This is a genomic window from Pseudomonas sp. GM25, assembly GCF_000282255.1.
Classification (GTDB): Bacteria; Pseudomonadota; Gammaproteobacteria; order Pseudomonadales; family Pseudomonadaceae; genus Aquipseudomonas; species Aquipseudomonas aphyarum.
Genome location: NZ_AKJQ01000004.1, coordinates 14,708 through 35,358, shown reverse-complemented (window position 1 = coordinate 35,358; position 20,651 = coordinate 14,708). Strand labels below are relative to the sequence as shown.

At 61.7% G+C, this 20,651-nt stretch carries 15 protein-coding genes; 10 read left to right on the top strand and 5 right to left on the bottom strand.

From position 1 onward, the window contains the following. The first annotated feature begins 297 nt into the window (after nucleotides 1-297). Nucleotides 298-2,373, top strand: a complete 2,076-nt coding sequence (locus PMI24_RS01140; RefSeq protein WP_007950624.1) for an AsmA family protein — start codon at nucleotides 298-300, stop codon at nucleotides 2,371-2,373. 63 nt (nucleotides 2,374-2,436) lie between these two features. Here PMI24_RS01140 and PMI24_RS01135 read toward each other — a convergent pair whose 3' ends face one another. Together PMI24_RS01135 and PMI24_RS01130 are read right to left on the bottom strand one after the other, a co-directional pair. Next, nucleotides 2,437-2,967 carry a ferritin-like domain-containing protein gene (locus PMI24_RS01135; protein WP_007950623.1) on the bottom strand — a complete coding sequence of 177 codons (531 nt, stop codon included), beginning with the start codon at nucleotides 2,965-2,967 and terminating at the stop codon, nucleotides 2,437-2,439. A 98-nt stretch (nucleotides 2,968-3,065) separates the two neighbouring features. Next, nucleotides 3,066-3,968, bottom strand: coding sequence for a LysR substrate-binding domain-containing protein (locus PMI24_RS01130; protein WP_007950621.1), 903 nt, complete (start codon nucleotides 3,966-3,968; stop codon nucleotides 3,066-3,068). Nucleotides 3,969-4,087: 119 nt separating this feature from the next. Here PMI24_RS01130 and PMI24_RS01125 point away from each other — a divergent pair, with 119 nt between their 5' ends. From PMI24_RS01125 to PMI24_RS01115, 3 genes are all read left to right on the top strand, one after another. Beyond that, nucleotides 4,088-4,726, top strand: a complete 639-nt coding sequence (locus PMI24_RS01125) for an FMN-dependent NADH-azoreductase (protein WP_007950619.1) — start codon at nucleotides 4,088-4,090, stop codon at nucleotides 4,724-4,726. Then, nucleotides 4,727-5,032: a DMT family transporter gene (locus PMI24_RS01120; RefSeq protein ID WP_007950617.1), complete on the top strand. Its 306-nt coding sequence runs from the start codon at nucleotides 4,727-4,729 to the stop codon at nucleotides 5,030-5,032. It abuts the gene before it with no gap. Between the two features lie 91 nt (nucleotides 5,033-5,123). Further along, entirely contained in the window at nucleotides 5,124-6,014 is an 891-nt protein-coding gene (locus PMI24_RS01115) for an esterase/lipase family protein (protein WP_007950616.1), read from the top strand. On the opposite strand, the gene PMI24_RS01110 is transcribed toward PMI24_RS01115, so the two are convergent. Next, a complete protein-coding gene (locus tag PMI24_RS01110; protein ID WP_007950615.1) occupies nucleotides 6,011-6,904 on the bottom strand; it encodes a DMT family transporter in 894 nt (297 codons plus the stop codon). The two genes, PMI24_RS01115 and PMI24_RS01110, sit on opposite strands and share 4 nt — an antisense overlap. Nucleotides 6,905-7,002: 98 nt before the next feature. Between PMI24_RS01110 and PMI24_RS01105 the strand changes: the two genes are divergently transcribed. From PMI24_RS01105 to PMI24_RS01095, 3 genes are all read left to right on the top strand, one after another. Next, nucleotides 7,003-7,797: an AraC family transcriptional regulator gene (locus tag PMI24_RS01105; protein WP_045121624.1), complete on the top strand. Its 795-nt coding sequence runs from the start codon at nucleotides 7,003-7,005 to the stop codon at nucleotides 7,795-7,797. 63 nt (nucleotides 7,798-7,860) lie between these two features. Further along, nucleotides 7,861-8,166, top strand: a complete 306-nt coding sequence (locus PMI24_RS01100; RefSeq protein WP_007950613.1) for a PsiF family protein — start codon at nucleotides 7,861-7,863, stop codon at nucleotides 8,164-8,166. A gap of 98 nt (nucleotides 8,167-8,264) precedes the next feature. Beyond that, complete coding sequence (locus PMI24_RS01095) at nucleotides 8,265-9,278, top strand: AI-2E family transporter (protein ID WP_007950612.1); 1,014 nt, start codon at nucleotides 8,265-8,267, stop codon at nucleotides 9,276-9,278. A gap of 145 nt (nucleotides 9,279-9,423) precedes the next feature. Here PMI24_RS01095 and PMI24_RS01090 read toward each other — a convergent pair whose 3' ends face one another. Further along, complete coding sequence (locus PMI24_RS01090) at nucleotides 9,424-10,698, bottom strand: Hsp70 family protein (RefSeq protein ID WP_007950611.1); 1,275 nt, start codon at nucleotides 10,696-10,698, stop codon at nucleotides 9,424-9,426. A 293-nt stretch (nucleotides 10,699-10,991) separates the two neighbouring features. Between PMI24_RS01090 and PMI24_RS01085 the strand changes: the two genes are divergently transcribed. Both PMI24_RS01085 and PMI24_RS01080 read left to right on the top strand, forming a co-directional pair. Further along, nucleotides 10,992-11,942 carry a DnaJ C-terminal domain-containing protein gene (locus PMI24_RS01085; RefSeq protein ID WP_007950610.1) on the top strand — a complete coding sequence of 317 codons (951 nt, stop codon included), beginning with the start codon at nucleotides 10,992-10,994 and terminating at the stop codon, nucleotides 11,940-11,942. A gap of 23 nt (nucleotides 11,943-11,965) precedes the next feature. Next, nucleotides 11,966-12,271, top strand: a complete 306-nt coding sequence (locus tag PMI24_RS01080; protein ID WP_007950609.1) for a chaperone modulator CbpM — start codon at nucleotides 11,966-11,968, stop codon at nucleotides 12,269-12,271. 4 nt (nucleotides 12,272-12,275) lie between these two features. On the opposite strand, the gene PMI24_RS01075 is transcribed toward PMI24_RS01080, so the two are convergent. After that, nucleotides 12,276-13,403 carry a sensor histidine kinase gene (locus PMI24_RS01075; protein ID WP_007950608.1) on the bottom strand — a complete coding sequence of 376 codons (1,128 nt, stop codon included), beginning with the start codon at nucleotides 13,401-13,403 and terminating at the stop codon, nucleotides 12,276-12,278. Between the two features lie 178 nt (nucleotides 13,404-13,581). On the opposite strand from PMI24_RS01075, the gene PMI24_RS01070 reads away from it, so the two are divergent. Continuing rightward, a complete protein-coding gene (locus PMI24_RS01070; RefSeq protein WP_007950607.1) occupies nucleotides 13,582-20,631 on the top strand; it encodes an NEL-type E3 ubiquitin ligase domain-containing protein in 7,050 nt (2,349 codons plus the stop codon). Nucleotides 20,632-20,651 lie beyond the last annotated feature (20 nt).

Here is a 20,651-nt window from a genome sequence, read left to right as displayed (position 1 = left end):
ATGGTAATAATCAACAGAATTGATTGTTCGCTTGGGAGGCTCTAGCTCGGGCGTTTCAGGCGGGCGGTTTTGCACTGCGGTGGGTATTTTCCACCCACTCGCGCCCCGCAAAAGTGCGGGTCCGGTAACGCCAATTCGACCGATCGGTCAGAATGGCGACCGTTTTTTCCCCTCGATGGGGCTTTGGATTAAACCTGCGGGCTGTTTGTCAGTCACAGATTTCATGAGGGCCATCACGGCCCGTCGTTTCAGCTGCGTCGTGCCAATGGATGCAGTCGTCTTCAGGAGCTTTGTGCAATGACGCGCACGCGTAAAATCTTCGCCTGGACCTTCGCCACCCTCGTGCTGCTTCTGGCAGTGCTGGTGCTGATCATCGTGTTCTTCGACTGGAACCGGATCAAACCGCCGCTCAACGCCAAAGTTTCGGAAGAACTGCATCGACCGTTCGCCATCAACGGCAACCTGTCGGTGGTCTGGCGGCGTGAACTCGACGAGGGTGGTTGGCGCGCCTGGGTGCCGTGGCCGCATGTGGTGGCCGAGGACCTGACGCTGGGCAATCCGGACTGGTCGAAACAGCCGCAGATGGTCACCCTCAAACGGGTCGAGCTGCGCATTTCGCCGCTGGCCTTGCTGGCGCAACGGGTGACGATCCCGCGCATCGACCTGACCGAACCCAACGCGCAATTGCAGCGCCTGGCCGACGGCCGCGCCAACTGGACCTTCAAGTTCGATCCCAAGGACCCGAATGCCGAGCCCTCGAACTGGGTGGTCGACATCGGCGCCATCGGTTTCGACAAGGGCCACGTCATCCTGGATGACCAGACCCTCAAGACCAATCTCGACCTGTTGATCGATCCGCTGGGCAAGCCGATTCCGTTCAGCGACATCGTCGGCGACAAAGCCGCGAAAACCGCACAGGACAAGGGTGGCGCACCGCAGGATTACGCCTTCGGCCTGAAAGTCACCGGCCAGTACCACGGCCAGAAACTCGCCGGCCAGGGCAAGATCGGCGGCCTGCTGGCCCTGCAGGACGCAAGCAAACCGTTCCCGTTGCAGGCCCAGGCGAAGATCGGCGATACCAGCGTCGAACTCGCCGGCACCCTGACCGATCCGCTGAATCTCGGCGCCCTCGACCTGCGCCTGAAACTGGCGGGCGCCAGCCTCGGCAATCTGTATCCGCTGACCGGCGTGACCCTGCCGGACACCCCGCCGTACGCCACCGACGGCCATTTGATTGCCAAGCTGCATGAGCCGGGCGGCGCGCAATTCCGCTATGAGCAGTTCAACGGCAAGATTGGCAGCAGCGACATTCATGGCGATCTGGCCTACGTCGCCAGTCAGCCACGGCCCAAGTTGAGTGGCGCGCTGCTGTCCAATCAACTGCTGTTCGCCGACCTCGCGCCGCTGATTGGTGCCGACTCCAATGCCAAGCAAAAGGCCCGTGGCGGCGAGAGCAAACAGCCGGCGGACAAGGTGTTGCCGGTGGAAGAGTTCAAGACCGAGCGCTGGCGCGACATGGACGCCGACGTCGAATTCACCGGCAAACGCATCGTCCACAGCGAAGAACTGCCGTTCACCGACCTCTATACCCACCTGAAACTCAACGACGGCGAACTGAGTCTGGAGCCGCTGCGCTTCGGCGTGGCCGGTGGCAACCTCGACGCTCAGATTCGCCTCAATGGACGCACCGAGCCGCTGGAAGGCCGGGCCAAACTGACCGCGCGCAAGTTCAAGCTCAAACAGCTGTTCCCGACCTTCGAACCGATGAAGACCAGTTTCGGCGAGCTCAACGGCGATGCCGATATCGCCGGACGCGGCAACTCGGTGGCAAAACTGCTGGGCGGCGCCAACGGCAACCTGAAGATGCTGATCAACGACGGCGCGATCAGTCGCGAGTTGATGGAGCTGGCAGGGCTCAACGTCGGCAACTACGTGGTCGGCAAGATCTTTGGCGACAAGGAAGTGAAGATCAACTGCGCGGCGGCGGACTTCGACATCAAGACCGGCCTGGCGAGTACGCGGCTGTTTGTGTTCGATACCGAGAACGCAATCATCTACATCGACGGCACGGCGAACATGGCTACCGAGCAACTGGATCTGACAGTGACGCCGGAATCCAAGGGCTGGCGTTTGATTTCCCTGCGTTCGCCGTTGTACGTGCGTGGCAAGTTCATCAAGCCGGATGCCGGGGTGAAAGCGGTGCCGCTGATTCTGCGCGGGGCGGGGATGGTGGCGTTGGGCGTGATCGCTGCACCTGCGGCAGGGTTGCTGGCGCTGGTGGCGCCGAGTGGTGGCGAGCCGAATCAGTGCGCGCCGTTGCTGGAGCAGATGAAGGCGGGCAAGGCGCCGGTGACCGTCAAACCCACCAAGTAATCGCTGCAACCCGATCGTTCCCACGCAGAGCGTGGGAACGATCGGTCAGCGGGGGAGCGGGGATTAGAGGTCTTTCAGGATATCGGCCATGTCATCCGCATGCTCTTCTTCCTGAGCCAGGATGTCTTCGAAGATCCGGCGCGTGGTCGGATCCTTTTCACCGATGTACTGGATGATCTCGCGGTAGCTGTCGATGGCGATCCGCTCGGCCACCAGGTCTTCGTAGACCATTTCCTTCAAGGTGTTGCCGGCCACGTATTGCGCGTGGGACATCTTCGACAGCAGGTCAGGGTTGAACTCGGGCTCGCCGCCCAATTGCACGATGCGCTCGGCCAGACGGTCGGCGTGTTCGGCTTCCTGAGTGGCGTGCTCGAGAAATTCGTCGGCGGCGACGTTGGCTTTCAGGCCGTTGGCCATGAAGTAGTGGCGCTTGTAGCGCAGGACGCAGACCAGTTCAGTGGCCAGCGATTCGTTGAGCAGGCGCAGCACTTCTTCACGGTTGGCGCTGTAGCTTTCGGTCACTGCGCCGTTTTCCACGTGCTTGCGTGCGCGCTCGCGCAGGGTTTGAACATCAGACAAATGCAGGTCACTCATTTCAGTCTCCTGGAGGCTAATCCGATTGGCGTCACGTTCTGCTGACGTGATCGTTACCAGGTTGTGAGTGATGAACGCTGCAAAAAGTTTTGTCGGATTCAGCGCGGGACATGCCCGGAAAGTTGCGCCTCTTCACGCAGCCAGGCAAAAAACGCCTTCACCGGTGGATGCCGCTCACGGCCCGGCACACACAGCGCGCTGTAACCGGCACCGTCGACCTGCACCTCGCCCTTGTACGGCACCAGCAGACCGCTGGCGACGCTCTCCGACACCAGAATGTTGCTCGCCAGCACCAGCCCCTGTCCGGCAATGGCCGCTTGCAGGGCGTAATGTTCTTCATCGTATTCGCGGACGGCCGGGTGCTGATTGAGCCAGTTCTCGCCTGACTGCGCGCACCACGCCTCCCAGCCGTGGGCGTACAGTTTCGAGTTGTGCCAGCGCACGCTGATCAAAGCCGGGGTGCGGCGGGCGGCCAGCGCTACCTGTTCCGGCGAGCCGTACACGCCGAACGACTCATCGAACAGGCACAACCCGTAGAGGTTCGGGTAATCGTCAAGGCTGTAGCGCAACACCAGATCGACGCTGGCGTCCTGATGCAGATCGATCACTTCGCAATGGGTGTCGAGTCGCACATTGATGTTCGGATGCTTTGCGTAAAACCGTCCCAGTCGCGGCACCAGCCACAGCGCGGCGAACGCGGCGGTGGTCGACAGCGTCAGGCTGCTGCCGCTGCGTTGCGGGCGCAGGGTGTCGACGCTTTGCGCCACTTCCAGAAATGCGCCGTGCAGGCTGCGAAACAGTCGCTCACCACCCTCGGTCAGGCGCACCTGACGCGGCAGGCGTTCGAACAGCGCCACGCCGAGCCAGTCCTCCAGCGAGCGGATCTGATGGGAAATCGCCGTCGGCGTCACCGCCAGTTCTTCGGCGGCCGCCTTGAAACTCAAAAGGCGCGAGGCGGATTCGAACGCGCGCAGGGCGGTCAGGGGCAAGGCTGCGAACATGAAAGCTCCACGGATGAAATCAATTCATCCCGACTGATTTTTGCTCATTTGAGGCGATGACTGAGTAGCTGCAATCTGGCGCCACACAGTCACTCAAGTCTAGTCCCAAGGAGATTCAGATGAGCAAGATTCTTGCAATCCATGCCAGCCCACGCGGTGAGCGCTCCCATTCGCGTCGTCTGGCGGAAAATTTTCTCAGCGCCTGGCAAGTCCGTCATCCACAGGCTCAGGTTACTCGCCGTGAAGTCGGGCGGGCGTTGATTCCGGCCGTGAATGAAGCGTTTGTCGCGGCGGCGTTTTACCCGGAGCCTGATGCACGGCCGCTGACGATGCAGGCCGATCTGGCGCTCAGCGATCAACTGGTGGGCGAGTTGTTCGATCACGACCTGCTGCTGATTTCCACGCCGATGTACAACTTCAACGTGCCCAGCGGCCTCAAGGCCTGGGTCGATCAGATCGTGCGGTTGGGCCTGACGTTCGATCACACCCTGGACAACGGCATCGCCCAGTACACGCCGCTACTGCGCGGCAAGAAGGCGCTGATCGTCACCAGTCGCGGCGGTTTCGGGTTCGGCCCGGGCGGTGAGCTGGAGGCGCTTAACCACGCCGATCCATGGCTGCGCACGGCATTGGGTTTTATCGGCATCAACGACGTCACGGTGGTCGCGGCCGAGGGCGAGGAATCCGCCGAGCGCACCTTCGCGGTGTCGGTGGCCGAGGCCGAGCAGCGCCTGCTCAACCTCGCCCGGGAGTTCTAGGTGGCCTGGCTGTTTCTGCTGATTGCAGCGGGGTTCGAGGTCACCTTCGCCATGGGCATGAAGTACGCCGAAGGTTTCACCCGGCTGTGGCCGTCGCTGATTACCGTGGTCGCGGCGGTGGGCGGGATCTATTTCCTGACCCTGGCGATGCGCGAGTTGCCGGTGAGCATCGCCTATCCAATCTGGACCGCCATCGGCTCGCTCGGCACGGTGTTTCTCGGTTTCGCCCTGCTGGGCGAGAGCCTGACGCTGGTGAAGTTGTTGTCGGTGGGGCTGATTGTGGCGGGGGTGGTGGGGCTGAAGTAGGCTGGTCGTGGAGTTGTCATCATCGAGGAGGATGCTTGGCGGGCGTTTTGCACGCCCTGCATCCACTCACCGACCACAAGGATGTTTGCCCATGTCGCAAGATTCGGCCACACGTTATCCACTGGTGCTGGTGCCGGGAATGCTCGGTTTCATCCGTCTGGTGCTGTACCCGTACTGGTACGGGATCATCAAAGCGTTGCGTCGGGGTGGTGCGACGGTGATTGCGGTGCAGGTGTCGCCGCTCAATTCCACCGAAGTGCGCGGCGAGCAGTTGCTGGCGCGCATCAATGAAATCCTGCGTGAGACCGGTGCGGCCAAGGTCAATCTGTTCGGCCATAGCCAGGGTTCGCTGACGGCGCGTTACGCGGCGGCCAAGCGTCCGGATCTGGTGGCCTCGGTGACGTCGGTGGCCGGGCCCAATCATGGTTCGGAACTGGCCGACTATCTGGCGAAACACTATCCGGCGGACAGCGCCAAGGGCCGAATCCTCGAGGCGCTGTTGCGTTTTGTCGGCTGGCTGATGGCGCTTATGGAGACCGGTTACCACGGGCCGAAACTGCCGGTGGATATCCACGCCTCGCACCATTCCCTCACCACTGAAGGCGTGGCGCTGTTCAACCAGCGTTATCCACAGGGCTTGCCTGATAACTGGGGCGGGCACGGGCCGGAAGAGGTCAACGGTGTGCGTTATTACTCGTGGTCCGGCACGTTGCAGCCGGGTAAGACTGATCGCGGTGGCAACCTGTTTGACGGCACCAACCGCAGTTGCCGGTTGTTCGCCAAAACCTTCGTGCGTGAGCCGGGGCAGTGCGACGGCATGGTCGGACGCTACAGCTCGCACCTGGGCACGGTCATTGGCGATGACTACCCGATGGATCACTTCGACATCGTCAACCAGTCGCTGGGACTGGTCGGCAAAGGCGCGGACCCGGTGCGGCTGTTCGTCGAGCATGCCGCGCGGTTGAAAGCCGCCGGGGTCTAGGCGGCGCTCGGAGTGCGGGAGCGACCGAGGACGGTGGTCCAACGCTCGGAAAGAATCACCCCGCCCAGCGTCAGCAAGCCACCGACCAGGTGATACATCGCCAGCTGTTCCTTCAATACCACCGCAGCAATCAGCGCGGTGATCAACGGCAGCAGGTTGAAGAACAGCGTGGTCCGGCTCGGCCCCAGGCGCTGCACGGCCTGCATCCAGGCCAGCGGCGCAAGCATCGAGGCCAGCAGGCACGCATACAGCACCAGCGGAATGTTCTGCAGGGTCAGGCCGGTTTTCGGTGAAGTCGCGTACAGCGGAAACAGCACCGCCACCGCCACCAGTACCTGCAAATACAGCAACACCAGCGGCGGCAGGCGCAGTTGCCATTTTTTCAGCAGGGTGCTGTAGATCGCGTAGGCGAGGGTGGCGACCAGCATCATCGCGTCACCCAGGTTCACCCCGTGTTGCAGCAGTGCGCCGAGGCTGCCGGACGACACCACCACCAGCACGCCGGCGAACGACAGCACCGCACCGACCAGCGCACCGGCGGTCAGGCGCTGGCCGAGGCTGATGATCGCCATGGCCAGCGACATCAGCGGCATCAGCGAGAGGATGATGCCCATGTTGGTGGCGCTGGTCATGGTCGCGGCGAAATAGGCCAGGCTCTGGTAGACCGCCATGCCGAGCACGCCGAGGATGAAAATCTTGCCCAGGTTCGGGCGGATCTGCGGCCAGTGCGCAATTACTTTTTTGAGCATGAACGGCGTGAACAGCAGGCCGGCGAGCAGCCAGCGGTAGAAGCCGATCTCGGCGGGGAAGATCGCGCCAACGGCCAGCTTGTTGATCACGGTGTTGCCGGCCCAGATGAAAATCGCCAGCAGGGGAAACGCGTATTGCATGGGAGGAGAAACCAGTACGTTGATGAACGGTGATTATCCCCTGTCTGGATGCAGGCCTATACTGCGAACCGGACAACCCGCCCCTGATTCCGGACAGCATGAACAGTAAACACATCGATCTGCTGGATTTCAGTGAACTGCCTTCAGCGGTGTATTTCCGCTATGCCGACTTCAACGCCCATGAATACGCCGCGCCGCACCGCCATCCGTGGGGCACGCTGGAGTACGCGGCCCACGGCGTGTTGCACATGGATGTCGACGGCAGCCGTTTCATGTCGCCGCCGCAATACGCGGTGTGGGTGCCGCCGCAGGTGGAGCACAGTTTCTACAGCCATCAACCGGTCAACTACCGGGCGGTGTGCCTGGCGCCCGATGTCTGTTCTGACTTGCCGGCGCAGGCCTGCACCCTGGCGATCAGCGACATTCTCAAGGCGATTCTCAAGGACTTCGCCGCCCGTGATGTGAAGATCCCGGCGTTCGAAGCCGACCAGCGTCTGGCCCAGGTGTTGGTGGATCAATTACGCCAGGCGCCGGTTCACCAATGCTATTTGCCTTACGCCAGCAGCCCCGGATTGCTGACCATCCTCGAAACCCTGCAGGCCGAGCCCGGCAACAACGAGCCGCTGGCGCACTGGGCGGCGCAGGTACATGTCAGCGAGCGCACCCTGGCCCGGCAATTCGTGCGGGAGCTGGGGATGAGTTTCGGCGAGTGGCGTCAGCGGTTGCGTTATCTCGCGGCGATCGAGGCGCTGGAGTCGGCGCGCAGCGTGCAGGAAATCGCTTTCGACCTCGGTTACAGCAGCGGCTCGGCCTTCATCGCCATGTTCGCCCGGCAGGCCGGATGTACCCCCGAGCAATACCGGCGCAGCCACCTTGAAGGCAGGAAGGTGTAACAAGCTTTGACTACACTCAGCCGGAGGCCGCTTCCATCGAGGCGGCGCCAAGGAGAAAACTCCATGAAGATGCTGCGTGTCCCTTTGTTGATGATCGGTCTGCTGCTGTGTTCCCAGGGTTTCGCCGCCACGGCGCAACAGAACAAGATGACCACCTGCAACGCCGACGCCACGGCCAAGAGCCTCAAGGGCGACGAGCGCAAGACCTTCATGAGCACCTGCCTCAAGGCAGCACCGGCAGCCAATGACGCCAAGGCGTTGACCCCGCAGCAGGAAAAGATGAAAACCTGTAATGCCGATGCCAAGACCAAGGCGCTGACGGGGGATGCGCGCAAGACGTTCATGAGTGATTGTCTGAAGAAAAAATAAGATCGACAGATCGCAGCGAGCGGCAGGGCATCCGCTCGCTTCGGCGCCGGATCGCTGGCAGACTGCCAATCCTTTTACGCCGTTCGTTTTGAGGCTGTATGCCAACGTTTTCTGAGCGTCATGTAGTGTTCTGGGTCAGTTGCATCATCATTTTCGGCGGTCTGTTGCTGGTGTTGCCATTGCGTTTGCTGCCCAGCCTGCTGGCCGGGTTGCTGGTGTTCGAACTGGTCAACATGCTCACCCCGCAACTGCAACGTCTGATCGAAGGCCGGCGCGCGCGCTGGCTGGCGGTGGCGCTGCTCGGCACGCTGGTGGTGAGTGTGCTGGCGCTGATCTTTGCCGGGGCCATCAGTTTCCTGCTGCACGAGGCGGAAAACCCCGGGGCTTCCCTCGATAAATTCATGGGCGTGGTTGACCGCGCGCGCGGGCAACTGCCGCCGTTTCTCGACAGCTACCTGCCGGCCAGTGCCGCCGAGTTCCGTGTGGCCATCGGTGAATGGGCGAGCAAACACCTGTCCGACCTGCAACTGGTCGGCAAGGACGCGGCGCACATGTTCGTGACGCTGCTGATCGGCATGGTGCTGGGCGCGATCATCGCCTTGCAGCGCGTGCCGGACGTCACCAAGCGCAAACCGCTGGCGGCTGCGCTGTTCGACCGTCTGCACCTGCTGGTTCAGGCGTTTCGCAACATCGTGTTCGCGCAGATCAAGATTTCCCTGCTCAACACCTTCTTCACCGGGATCTTTCTGGCGGTGATCCTGCCGATGTTCGGGATCAAGCTGCCGCTGACCAAGACCCTGATCGTGCTGACCTTCCTGCTCGGCCTGCTGCCGGTGATCGGCAATCTGATGTCGAACACGCTGATCACCATCGTCGGCCTGTCGCTGTCGATCTGGGTGGCGATTGCGGCGTTGGGTTATCTGATCTTTATCCACAAGCTGGAATACTTTCTCAACGCGCGCATCGTCGGCGGGCAGATCAGTGCCAAGTCCTGGGAGTTGCTGCTGGCAATGCTGGTGTTCGAGGCCGCGTTCGGCTTGCCGGGGGTGGTGGCGGGGCCGATCTATTACGCGTATCTGAAGAGTGAGTTGAAGCTGGGCGGGATGGTTTAGTAGGTGATCGTTCCCACGTCGAGGCGTCGAACCGTCTGCGTGGGAATGCATCCCGTGACGCTCCGCGTCACAGCTTCAACAGCGGACGCAGAGCGTCCATTGCGGCATTCCCACGCAGAGCGTGGGAACGATCATCAGTGCAGTGTCAGTTCACCGAGCCATAGCGTTTCATGGCTTCAATCGCCAGACCGCTACCGATACTGCCAAAGATATTCCCTTCCACATGCCGCGCGTTCGGCAGCATCGCCGAGACGCTGTTGCGCAGTGCCGGAATACCGCTCGAACCACCGGTGAAGAACACCGTATCAACCTGACCCACCGCCACATTGGCGTCCGCCAGCAACCGGGTGACGCTGCCGCGCACGCGCTCGAGCTGCGACTCGATGGCCGATTCGAACAACGCCCGGGTCAGTTCCACGCTCAGGCCCGACTCGATGCGATCCAGCGGCACATGGCGGCTGTCGTTGTGGGTCAACTGAATCTTGGTTTCTTCCACTTCCATCGCCAGCCAGTGCCCGGCGCGCTGTTCGATCAGCTTGAACAGACGGTCGATGCCGCCGGTGTCCTCGATGTCGTAGCGCATGCTGCCCAGAGCCAGGGTCGATTTCTGCGAGTACACCGAGTTGATGGTGTGCCAGGTCGCCAGGTTCATGTGGTGGCTGGTCGGCATGAACGCGCCGCTTTTCATCCGGCTGCCGTAGCCGAACAGCGGCATCAGGCCTTGCAGGCTCAACTGTTTGTCGAAGTCGGTCCCGCCGATGTGTACGCCGCCGGTGGCGAGAATGTCATCGTGACGGTTATCCACACCGCGACGCTCGGGCGAGAGGCGCACCAGCGAGAAGTCCGACGTACCACCGCCGATGTCGACGATCAGTACCAGCTCTTCCTTCTCGATAGTCGACTCGTAGTCGAAGGCCGCAGCGATCGGTTCGTACTGGAACGAAACGTCCTTGAAGCCGAGCTTGCGCGCCACTTCCACCAGGGTGTCTTCGGCTTCCTGGTCGGCCAGCGGATCGTCGTCGACGAAGAACACCGGACGACCCAGCACCACTTGCTCGAACTCACGACCGGCGGCAGTTTCCGCGCGGCTCTTGAGCTGGCCGATGAACAGCCCGAGCAAGTCCTTGAACGGCATCGCCGTGCCGAGGACGCTGGTGTCGTGCTTGATCAGCTTGGAACCGAGCAGGCTCTTGAGCGAGCGCATCAGGCGGCCTTCGTAGCCTTCCAGGTACTCGTGCAGCGCCAGCCGGCCGTAAACCGGGCGGCGTTCTTCGATGTTGAAGAAGACCACCGACGGCAGGGTGATCTTGTCGTCTTCCAGCGCGATCATCGTTTCCACGCCGGGGCGCAGCCAGCCGACGGTGGAGTTGGACGTGCCGAAGTCGATGCCGCAGGCACGGGCTGGAGAGGCGTCTTTCATGGTCTTTCGGTTCCGGTCAAAAAAACGGCCGCGCAGTGTATGTCAGTGCGCGACAGATTCGAAGGCCGGTCATCTGCTATTTCACGACTAAGCTTGCTTGAAACTCGCCGCTTTGCCCCAAACTTGCTGGCATGGGCCGGCAGACATACCGGCGGTCGCAAGAACCGCCGTCCACTGCCGATAAACTTCTGCTGCGCCACCCGGTCACAACCTTGAGATCGGTCAACCAACCTTGCGCGAATCGGCGCATGCTGGCATCGGCGCGAAATCGATAACGGATGGTGATTCCTTCGATGGACTTCAAAGACTATTACAAGATACTCGGCGTGGAGCCGACGGCTGACGACAAGGCAATCAAGGCTGCCTATCGCAAGCTGGCGCGCAAATACCACCCCGATGTCAGCAAGGAAAAGGACGCCGAGGCCAAGTTCAAGGACGCCTCGGAAGCCTATGAAGCGTTGAAAAGCGCTGACAAACGCGCCGAATATGACGACCTGCGCCGTTACGGCCAGCACGGTCAACCGTTCCAGGGCCCACCGGGCTGGCAGAGCCGTGGCGGCTTTGGTGGCGGCGGTGGCGACACCGGTGACTTCTCGGACTTCTTCAGTTCGATCTTCGGCAATCGCGGCCCCGGTTTCGGTGGCGGCGCTGGCCGGCAATCCCGCAGCGCCGGACGGCGAGGGCAAGACGTGGAACTGGAACTGCCGATCTTTCTGGAAGAGACGCTTTCGAACGAATCGAAAAAGATCAGCTTCCAGGTGCCGCAATACAACGGTTCGGGCCAGCACGTCAGCAACACCAGCAAGAGCCTGAACGTGAAGATCCCGGCGGGCGTGACCGACGGCGAGCGTATTCGCCTCAAGGGCCAGGGCGCACCGGGCATCGGTGGCGGCGCCAATGGCGATCTGTACCTGACCATCCGTTTCGCGCCGCACCCGAAATTCGACGTTGAAGGCGAAAACCTGATCATCACCTTGCCGCTCGCTCCCTGGGAGCTGGCGCTGGGCGCCGAAGTGGCCGTGCCGACCCTGACCGGCAAGATCAACCTCAAGGTCCCGGCCGGCAGCCAGAACGGCCAGCGCATGCGCGCCAAGGGCCACGGCCTGCAGAACAAGGCCGGCGAACGCGGTTATCTGTTCGTCCAGCTGAAGGCCGTGATGCCGAAAGCCAACGGCGATGACGTCAAGGCGCTGTGGCAGGAACTGGCGAAGAAGGCCGCCTTCAATCCGCGAGAGAACTTCTGATACTGACGACGGAGTAGCCCATCATGAGCAGCCCCCTGATCGTTCAACTGGACATGGCAGAATTCTGTGAGGCGGCCGACCTGTCGGACGTCTACGTGATCGAAATCGTCGAACACGGCATCCTCGAACCTCAGGGCGCGCAGCCCCGGGAATGGCGCTTCACCGACTACGAACTGGCCCTGGCCAAACGCGCCGCCAAGCTGCGGCGCGACCTTGACCTGGAATGGGAAGGCGTCGCCCTGGCGCTGGACCTGCTGGAAGAAGTGCAGGAGCTGCGGGCCGAGAACCGCATGCTCCGTCAGCGTCTGGCGCGGCTGGTGGTCGAGTAGCGCTTCAAACCTGTCTGGGCAGCGTCACGCTGAACAGCGTTCCGTCGGCTTCGCTCGAACTGACTTCGATCGCCCCGCCGTGGGCGGTCACCACTTCCTTGACGATGAACAGGCCCAGACCGAGGCTGGTCGACGGCTGGCCGAGTTCTTCGTCGGCGCTGCGCACCAATGGATCGAAAATGGTGCCGATGGCCTCTTCGGGGATGGGGTTGCCGTAGTTGTGCACAGTCAGCAGCACGTGCCTGGCTTCTCCCTTCAACGTCACGTTCACTTCGCGCGGATCGGAACCATGCTGCAAGGCATTGCCGATCAGATTCTGCAGCAGTTGATCGATTCGTCCGGCATCCCAGACGCCACGGGTGTCGCCCTCGGTTTTCAATGTCGGATCACATTCCGGATTGCCGGCGCAGGCTTCGGCGATCGCCGCTCGCGCCGCGTCGGCCAGGTCCATCGCTGCCGGTTCGATCGGCAGGCTCCTGCCCAGGCGGCTGCGCACCAGTTCCAGCAGGTCGCTGACCATCGCCGCCATGTGCCGCGCGCCTTGCTTGATGTTGAGCACGCAGGTCAGCGCATCACCTTCCAGCGCTGTTTTGCGCATCAGCAATTCGGTGGACATGCTGACCGCTTGCAACGGTGCGCGCAGGTCGTGACCGAGGATCGCGAGGAAAATGTCCCGCGAGCGGTTCACCTGCTCGGCATAGGCCGCCGTCGATTCGGCGAGGGCTTCATCGATGGCTTCGTTGAAGCGGATCATGTCCTGAAAGTACGCCATGTCCGGCGATTCCAGACTGTTGACCCAGAGGCGAATCACGCAGGCCCGCAGGTGGCGGAATTCCGAAGTCATCTGTACCAGATCGAAGCCGACGGTGTGTCGCAGCTCGCCATGGCTGGCACCGGCCTTGTCCAGACTCGGGGTTTTCTCCGGGCCTTCGCCCTTGGCCTTGGCGATTTGCTCGCTGGCGGTCTGTGCGGTGTCCATGTCGCGCGCGGCGGCCAGCAGAATCGCCCGGGCATGATCGCGCAGTGCTACCCGATCCATGGTGTCGGCCGCCGGAGTGATGGTCCTGGCGAACTGTTCCCATTCCTCGACGATGTGATCCGCGTGTTGCCGGATGAATTCGGATAAACGCATGTCCGGGTTCCTGGAAATTCAAGGCGGGGCGTTCGAATATTAGCCCCTTTGCACGGGAATGAAAGTGCCGCTCGGATCTGAAATTTTCGCTGACAACCCGCCGTGCCACGATACATATCTACCGCAGCCACAGAGGCTTGGCATGGTCTGCTTTCGCTCCATTTCAAGGAGTGAAACCATGCCCGAAATCCCTGTCACCCGATCATCACCCGATTACGCCCCCCTCCCGCCAGTTCCGCTCGCGACGCAGAGTCTGCACGCCGATTTCCTGCACAAGGCCAGCCCGGACTGGTTGGTCAACGCAACGGCTCAACAGCGGGACGGGTTGAAAAATGCCAATGCCGCCGCACCGGACTGGTACAGGCGCGCATCGCGCGAACAGCGCAAAGCCGTGGGCGATGCCGTGACCGCCAGCATTGCCGCCCAGACCCGTCTGGACAAGGCCATGTCAAACTTTCAGGACATCGACAGCTTCGCCGCGCCGTTGCTGGCCAAGGCCCTCAAGGACCGCTTCAACGTGACGCTGGACGTCAGCAAGACGTGGCTGGTGCTGAACAAACCGGTAGAGATCGGGATTTTTGCCATCGACATCGATTTTTTCGAAGTCCTGAAGCTGCCCTTGCTGCAAGCGGCGCTGCACAACTTCGAAGCCCGAGAATGCAAAAACGGGGCTTTTCATGAAACATCGGGATTTCGCAGTGAAACCTCGACACCCGGCACGCTTGCGCCGTTGAACACGCACCTGACCGTCCAGCAATTCACCGGCCTGTGCCGCTCGCTGGACATCGGGGCGAAATATCAGGCTTACCTCAAGGATTTCCTGCACCCCAGAGACGCGGTGGCCGAGCACGTGCTGCGCGATAAATTCATCGACGCCCATAAAACCGCATTGCATGCAGCTGCAGAACTGGCGTTGGTCAAGGGTGATATCGGCCATGAGGACTACGCCTCGATTCGCTCGATCCTCAACGGTGAGCTGGCACCGCGTCAGGGCCAGCGGCAGATCTGGTTCCGTGATCTGGGCCTGATGGGCCGGCGCATGACCGGCTGTGTGATGTTCACGATCTGCGAGAAGTATCGCTACAGCGACGACGCGATCCTGTACATCCCGGGTGATCCCTACCACCCGCTCAAACGCTACAAGGGGCGGGAAATCGCGACGATGTTCAAGCAGCGGTTCACCGCACCCGATGCGACTCAGGCTCATCCTGCAGACCCCAATAGCTACCAGCGGTTTTTCAGCCAGTTCGTCGCGTATGCCGACCGACCGCGCTACTTCGGCCAGTTCACCGACGACACACCGAACCGCACGTTTTCGCAAAGACTCGCTCCTTACGAGCCGCTGCTCAATGAGCTTTTCAAGGCACTCAATCCGATCAACGCGGCACTGATCGGCATTCACGAGTTACCGCCTGCGCCGCCGGTCGAACAGGTGCCCAACGCAGATCCGTATCTGAACCCGGTTGACCTGTCGCGCAAGGGCGGCGGGATCTGGTCGGACAACATCGATCTGTGGGCTTACGAGTTCGAGCAGCATCGCGACCGGCTGATCGCCGATGCTCGCAACCACGCCGTGCCCACGGCGGATGTCGACGCCAAGGTGCGCTCGGAGAAGCTCGCCACATTGTTGAACATCGGCATGCTGGTGCTGATGGGCGTCTCGATGTTCGTGCCGGTACTGGGCGAAGTGATGATGGTGGTGATGGCCGGGCAACTGCTCGAAGAAACCCTTGAAGGCGCCATCGAGTGGAGCGAGGGTGATCGCAAGGCCGCCAAGGCGCATCTGATCGATGTCGCGCAGAATCTGGCGTTGATTGCCTTGATGGCGGGCGCCGGCAAAGGGCTCGCCCGGCTGACCGCCGCCCGATCGACACCGGTCATCGAGAACCTGCACCAAGTGGAAATGCCGGACGGCACGACTCGCTTGTGGAAGCCTGATCTGAGTGGCTACGAGAGTCCGGTCACACTGGACGAGAATGCTGTACCGAATGCGCTGGGGCAGTACGAGTCGGGAGAAAAAACCTGCATACGCCTCGATGGCAAGACTTATCAGCAGACTTACGACGAGTCGCTCAAAGCCTGGCGCATCCAGCATCCGAGCGATCCGCAGGCCTATCAGCCGCCCTTGACGCACAACGGCGCCGGCGCATGGCGGCATACCCTGGAGCGCCCGCAGGTCTGGGACCGGTTGACGCTGTTGCGGCGTATCGGCCACCGCACTGCCCCGTTCTCTGACGAGCAATTATTGACGATGGCCGATGTCGCCGATGTAAGCGACAACGTCTTGCGCAAGATGCACCTGGACAACGCCTTGCCGCCGCCGGAACTGGCGGATGCCATGCAACTGTTCAACGCCGAGCGCGATGCCGGATTGGTCGTCGAACAGGCAGCCGGCACTCAGGCCGTCGACAGTCGCTTCATGCATTTGTTGCCGCTGCTTCCCGACATGCCACGCTGGCCGTTCGGGCGCAGGCTGCAGATCTTCGACAGCCCGGACTTCTCGGGGCGGGCAATCGGTTACGGGACGAAACGCGGCGGCAAGGCGCCGATCCGGATCAGCCGGGCCGAGGTGCTGAACGGTGAGCTACCGGCCCGGATACTCGCGGCACTGGATGAGGCAGAGACGGTGCGTCTGCTGGGTGGCGAGCCTGCACGGGTTCGCGCATCGAGGGCACAGGAGTTCTCCAGACAGATTGCCGACTACGCCAGCGCTCACCAGCCTGCGTTGTTCGACAGACTTCTCAAGGCAGCCGAGCCCGTCGATCCCCGGACGGCGAAGCTGCAACGAGTCGTCCCCGGGTTGACCGGGCGAGAGGCAACGGCAGCATTGGGACAGGCCGATGCCGAAGAGCTGGCGCGACTGGACAGCGCCGCGAAGGTCCCGTCGCATTTGCAGGAACTCGGTCGCTGGTATCGCCAGCAGGGACGTCTGACCCGGGCTCTGGCCGGGTTGCGCAGTGAAACCATGGCCTCGCCCGACAGTCGTCATCTCGCGTTGCAGACATTGGGGCGGCTGCCGGGCTGGTCCGATGATGTGCGTCTGGAAATCCGCGAGGGCAGTATCAGCGGGCCGATGCTGGATGCCATCGGCAGCGAAACGGCCTCTGCGCACAAGTATCTGGTCAAGTATGGAGATGCCTTTCAAGCCGACAATGAGCGTGGTGAGCCGCTCAATAGTATTCCCCACACGGGTGATAACTTTTTCAGCTCGTTGATGCATGCCTTGCCCGATCCGGCACGTCATGCGTTGGGTTTTCCGAGTGTCGGGCAGAGCATCGAGTTGCAAAACGCGATCATTGAGCGAGCGCTCGTCGAGCGCAGTCAGTCGGCCTGGATTCTGCGTGCGGGCGCGGCAGAAAAACCATGGTTCAAACCGCCGCAACGCATTGCCCCCAAACTGCTCGGTTATCCCGCCAGCGGCGATGGGCCGGGGCCGACCCCGGCGCTGACCGGTCATGTCCAGAGCGTCTACACGGGGCTGACCGATGTTCAGGCTCGCGGCTTCGTTCTCGAGCAATGGCGGCTGGGCAAGACCGACCAACAGATCTTTCATCTGCTCAACAACCGGTTGAGCGAGTGGCGGGAGCTGGAAACAACACTCGATCAGTGGATGATGTCGCAGAACCTGCGCCTGCGCAGTGCCCGCGACGAGTTCGTCAGCGTGGTGCAAAACATCAAGGACTGTTGGCGCAATGCACCGTTGGCCGAACACGATCCGCGAGCGGCCCGCCTGACGCTGATCAGTGACGCGCCGCTGCCGTCATTGGCGGCGGACTTCTCCCATGTTCGCGAACTGACGTTGCGCGTTCCGGTCGTGGGCGACACGCTTGCGGCGTTTCCCAATGTCGAGAAACTGGCACTGACCGCGCGCGTTGCGGAATTCGACAAAGTGCTCGCGACCTTGAAAACCCTGCGTCACATGACCCGTCTGAAACTCTCCACTCCGATTACCGGGCAAGTGGCGACACGGCTTCGGGAGCTGACCCGGCTCGAAGAGCTGGAGCTGCACTGTTCCTCTGGAGGCATGAATCCGGTGGTACCCATGACGCTCGACGTCGGCGGCCTGCGCCAACTGCGCAGGCTGGAAATCGGCAGTCCGCATATGCACCAATGGCCACACGGTGTTCTGGATTTGCCACGGCTGGAGCGCCTGAACCTGCGATCAACGGCAATCAACACCCTGCCGATGGAAATCTATGAGGGCCATCAGCGGCTGTTGTCCGGCCTGTCACTGGACTGGTCGAAGTTCCCGCGTCGGGTGTTCAAACCGATCTACGAATTTGTCCGCAACCAGCCCCGGCATCTGCTCGATCTGGACGAAATGGTCGCGGATTATTGCCGCGGCGAACTCAAGCGTTTTGTCGGCATGGAGCCGAGCCTGTTCGATGTCTTGAGTACGGGTTTCAAGGCGCAATGGGCTGACGTCGGCAGCCGCTTTGCGGCGATCGAAACCTTGAGTGAACAGTTCAGTGAACTCAACCGTCTGGACGGGTGGGTCGGCGCCGAACCGACGCTTCAAAATGGCGGGACCGCGCGGTTGGCGGTTGCCGATGCGCTGAAGGCCAGTTGGCGCAGCGGATTGTTCCAGCGTTACGGCGCGCGGACCGAAAGTATATTTTTCAACCTGTACGTCAGCTTGCCCAACGATGCGTCGGTGCTGGATATTCTCGGCTCGCCGGTGGACAGTCTGCCGACGCTTTCGGCAGAAGGATTCACTCACGTCAGAAGTCTGCATCTGGCCGGATTGCAGGCACCGGTCGAGCAGTTGCGTGGTTTCATCAGCACCTTTCGCGGGGTCGATACCCTCGATCTGAGCCATTGTGGCTTGAGTGAATTGCCGTTGGATGCAGATACCCTGCCGGCACTCGAAACCCTGAACCTGCACGACAATCCGCTGAGCAGTATCGACGTGCGCGGGATGAATCGCCTGATGGCGCTGGATCTCAGCGCGACGGCCCTGCGCGAATGGCCGGTGGGGGCAGAGCTTCTGCCGGAGCTGACCTGGCTGGATCTCAGCAACAGTCAGTTGACCTCGCTGCCGGAGGCGTTGCTGGCGCGTGACGCGTTGTTGCTCGATACCAGCCTGGTCGGAACACCGCTGACCGAGCAGGCCAACCTGTTGCTGGTCATCGCACGTCAGCGCATCGAACAGGCCAGAGGCCTGCTGCCAGGATCGTTGCAGCGCTTTGCGCTGGAAGAACCGCGCCATCGCACGCCGCCCGTCGAAAGTGGCTCGGTGATCGCTCGACGTTTGTTGCCGCTGCCCCCGCTGTCGACAGGCGAAGGTCCGCCCGGGTGGGTTGCACGTATCCAGCGCCTGCGCTCGCGGTACGACAGCGCTCAGGCGCAACTGGCGATTGAACGGCTGCAAGGCGCGGGGCTGACCGAAGTTGAGATCGGTGCACGAATCGACGCTTGGGAGCAGACATTCGAGTCGCTGACGCGACGTCTGAACGATTGGTTGTTCACCCATGAAACCCGGGGCATGGATTGGGTCGTGTCATCGCGCACTCGTCAGCTCGCCGCACAGCGGATCATCGAATGCTGGCGTGAGGGCACGGTCGACTGGAATGGCGTGGTTGACCGAGAGCTGAATCTCGACGGCCTGCAGGTGGGCAACCTGCCCGCACTGGACGCAACGTTCGCGGCGGTGCGAACCCTGAATCTTGCGGGAGTGAAGCTCACCACCGATGGCTCCAATGGTTTTCTCAGCGCCTTCCCGCGGGTGCGAAGGCTCAACATCGGCGGCAATCACTTGCCGGCAATTCCCGAGCCAGTGGGGCACATGCTGCAAATTGAGCGACTGGAGCTGTCATTCACCGGGCTTGTGGATTCCGCAGCGCTGGATCAAACGCTGGCGGGCCTGCCGCAGCTGCGGCGGCTGGACCTGAGCCACAACGGCCTGCGCACGTTCAGCGTCGCCCGACTGGAGCGACTGGAGCGGCTGAACCTGCGTGACAACCTGCTCACGGCATGGCCGGAAGGGGTGCTCCAAGCTCCCCGATTGCAAGCGATCGATCTGAGCAACAATGAAATCTCGTCGATTCCCGTCGAGTTGTACGACAGCGACCATGCCGGTTTGCTAGCCGGCAGCAATCTGTCGGAGAACTACGAAATGTCGCAACAAAGTCTGATCCAGCTGCGTGATTACGCCGATACCCATGGGCGTGGCGACGTGCTGGGCCTGACGTATGCCGACATCGACCGGATGATCGATGACTTGGACAGTACGACCGAAAGTGACGGTGATGGCGCGGGCTTCGAAAGTGATGCAGAACCGGATGAAGTGGTTCCGACACTTGCTGAAAGCGTTCTTGAACTCCAGGCCACACCCTGGATTGAAAACATTCCTCATGAGGATGCCGCTCGCTGTCGGGCGATGTGGCAGCGGTTGGCCGCCGAGCCCGACAACGCCGCCTTCTTCCATCTGCTTTCGCAGATGCCGCATACGGAGGAGTTCCGGGTGTTTCGCGCCGATCTGACACGACGCATCTGGGAAATCGTCGAAGCGGCCGATGGCAGTCAGGAGCTGCGCGACACACTGTTTTCCATGGCGACCACGCACACGACATGCGTCGATGGCCGCACCCTGGCGCTCAGTGAAATCGAGGTCAAGGTGTTCGAGTACAACGCCTTGCGACATTTGCAACCCGGCCTCTTGGTGAAGGGGCGCGCCCTGCTCGAATTGTCGCGGCAGCTGTTCCGCCTGGGCGAGGTGGAAAAACTTGCTGCCCGCAACATGGGGCGTCATGCCGATCCTGCGGAAGTACGATTGCAATATCGGATCGGTCTGACTTCAGGTTGGGAAGACGGTCTGCAACTGCCCGGCCAGCCAAGGCACATGCGATTTGCCCGACCCATCAGGGGCGAGGAGCTGGCGACGGCGCGTGACGCCGTCGTGACGGCGGAAAAAAGCGAGCGGTTCTATGAAGAACTGATCAGCCGCGATTACTGGGTGCAGTACCTGACCGAGAAGTACCCGGACGAACTCGGCGCACTCAAGCGCAGCGCGGATGAAAAGCTGCAACGACTCGAGGATGAATATGAAGACGTGACCAGCACGGCGTACCAGGAGGCGGTGCAGATGCTCGAGATCGAGCGCGGTATCGAGCGCAATCAGCAACTGATAGCTCTGTCGCACCTGGAAACAGGCGAGCCGTTGACGGTCGGGCTCGACGAGGAGCAGCCCGGCCCTTCACGTTATTTGATGGACACTTCAACCCGCTGAAGTGTCGGCAGTCCCGGTCG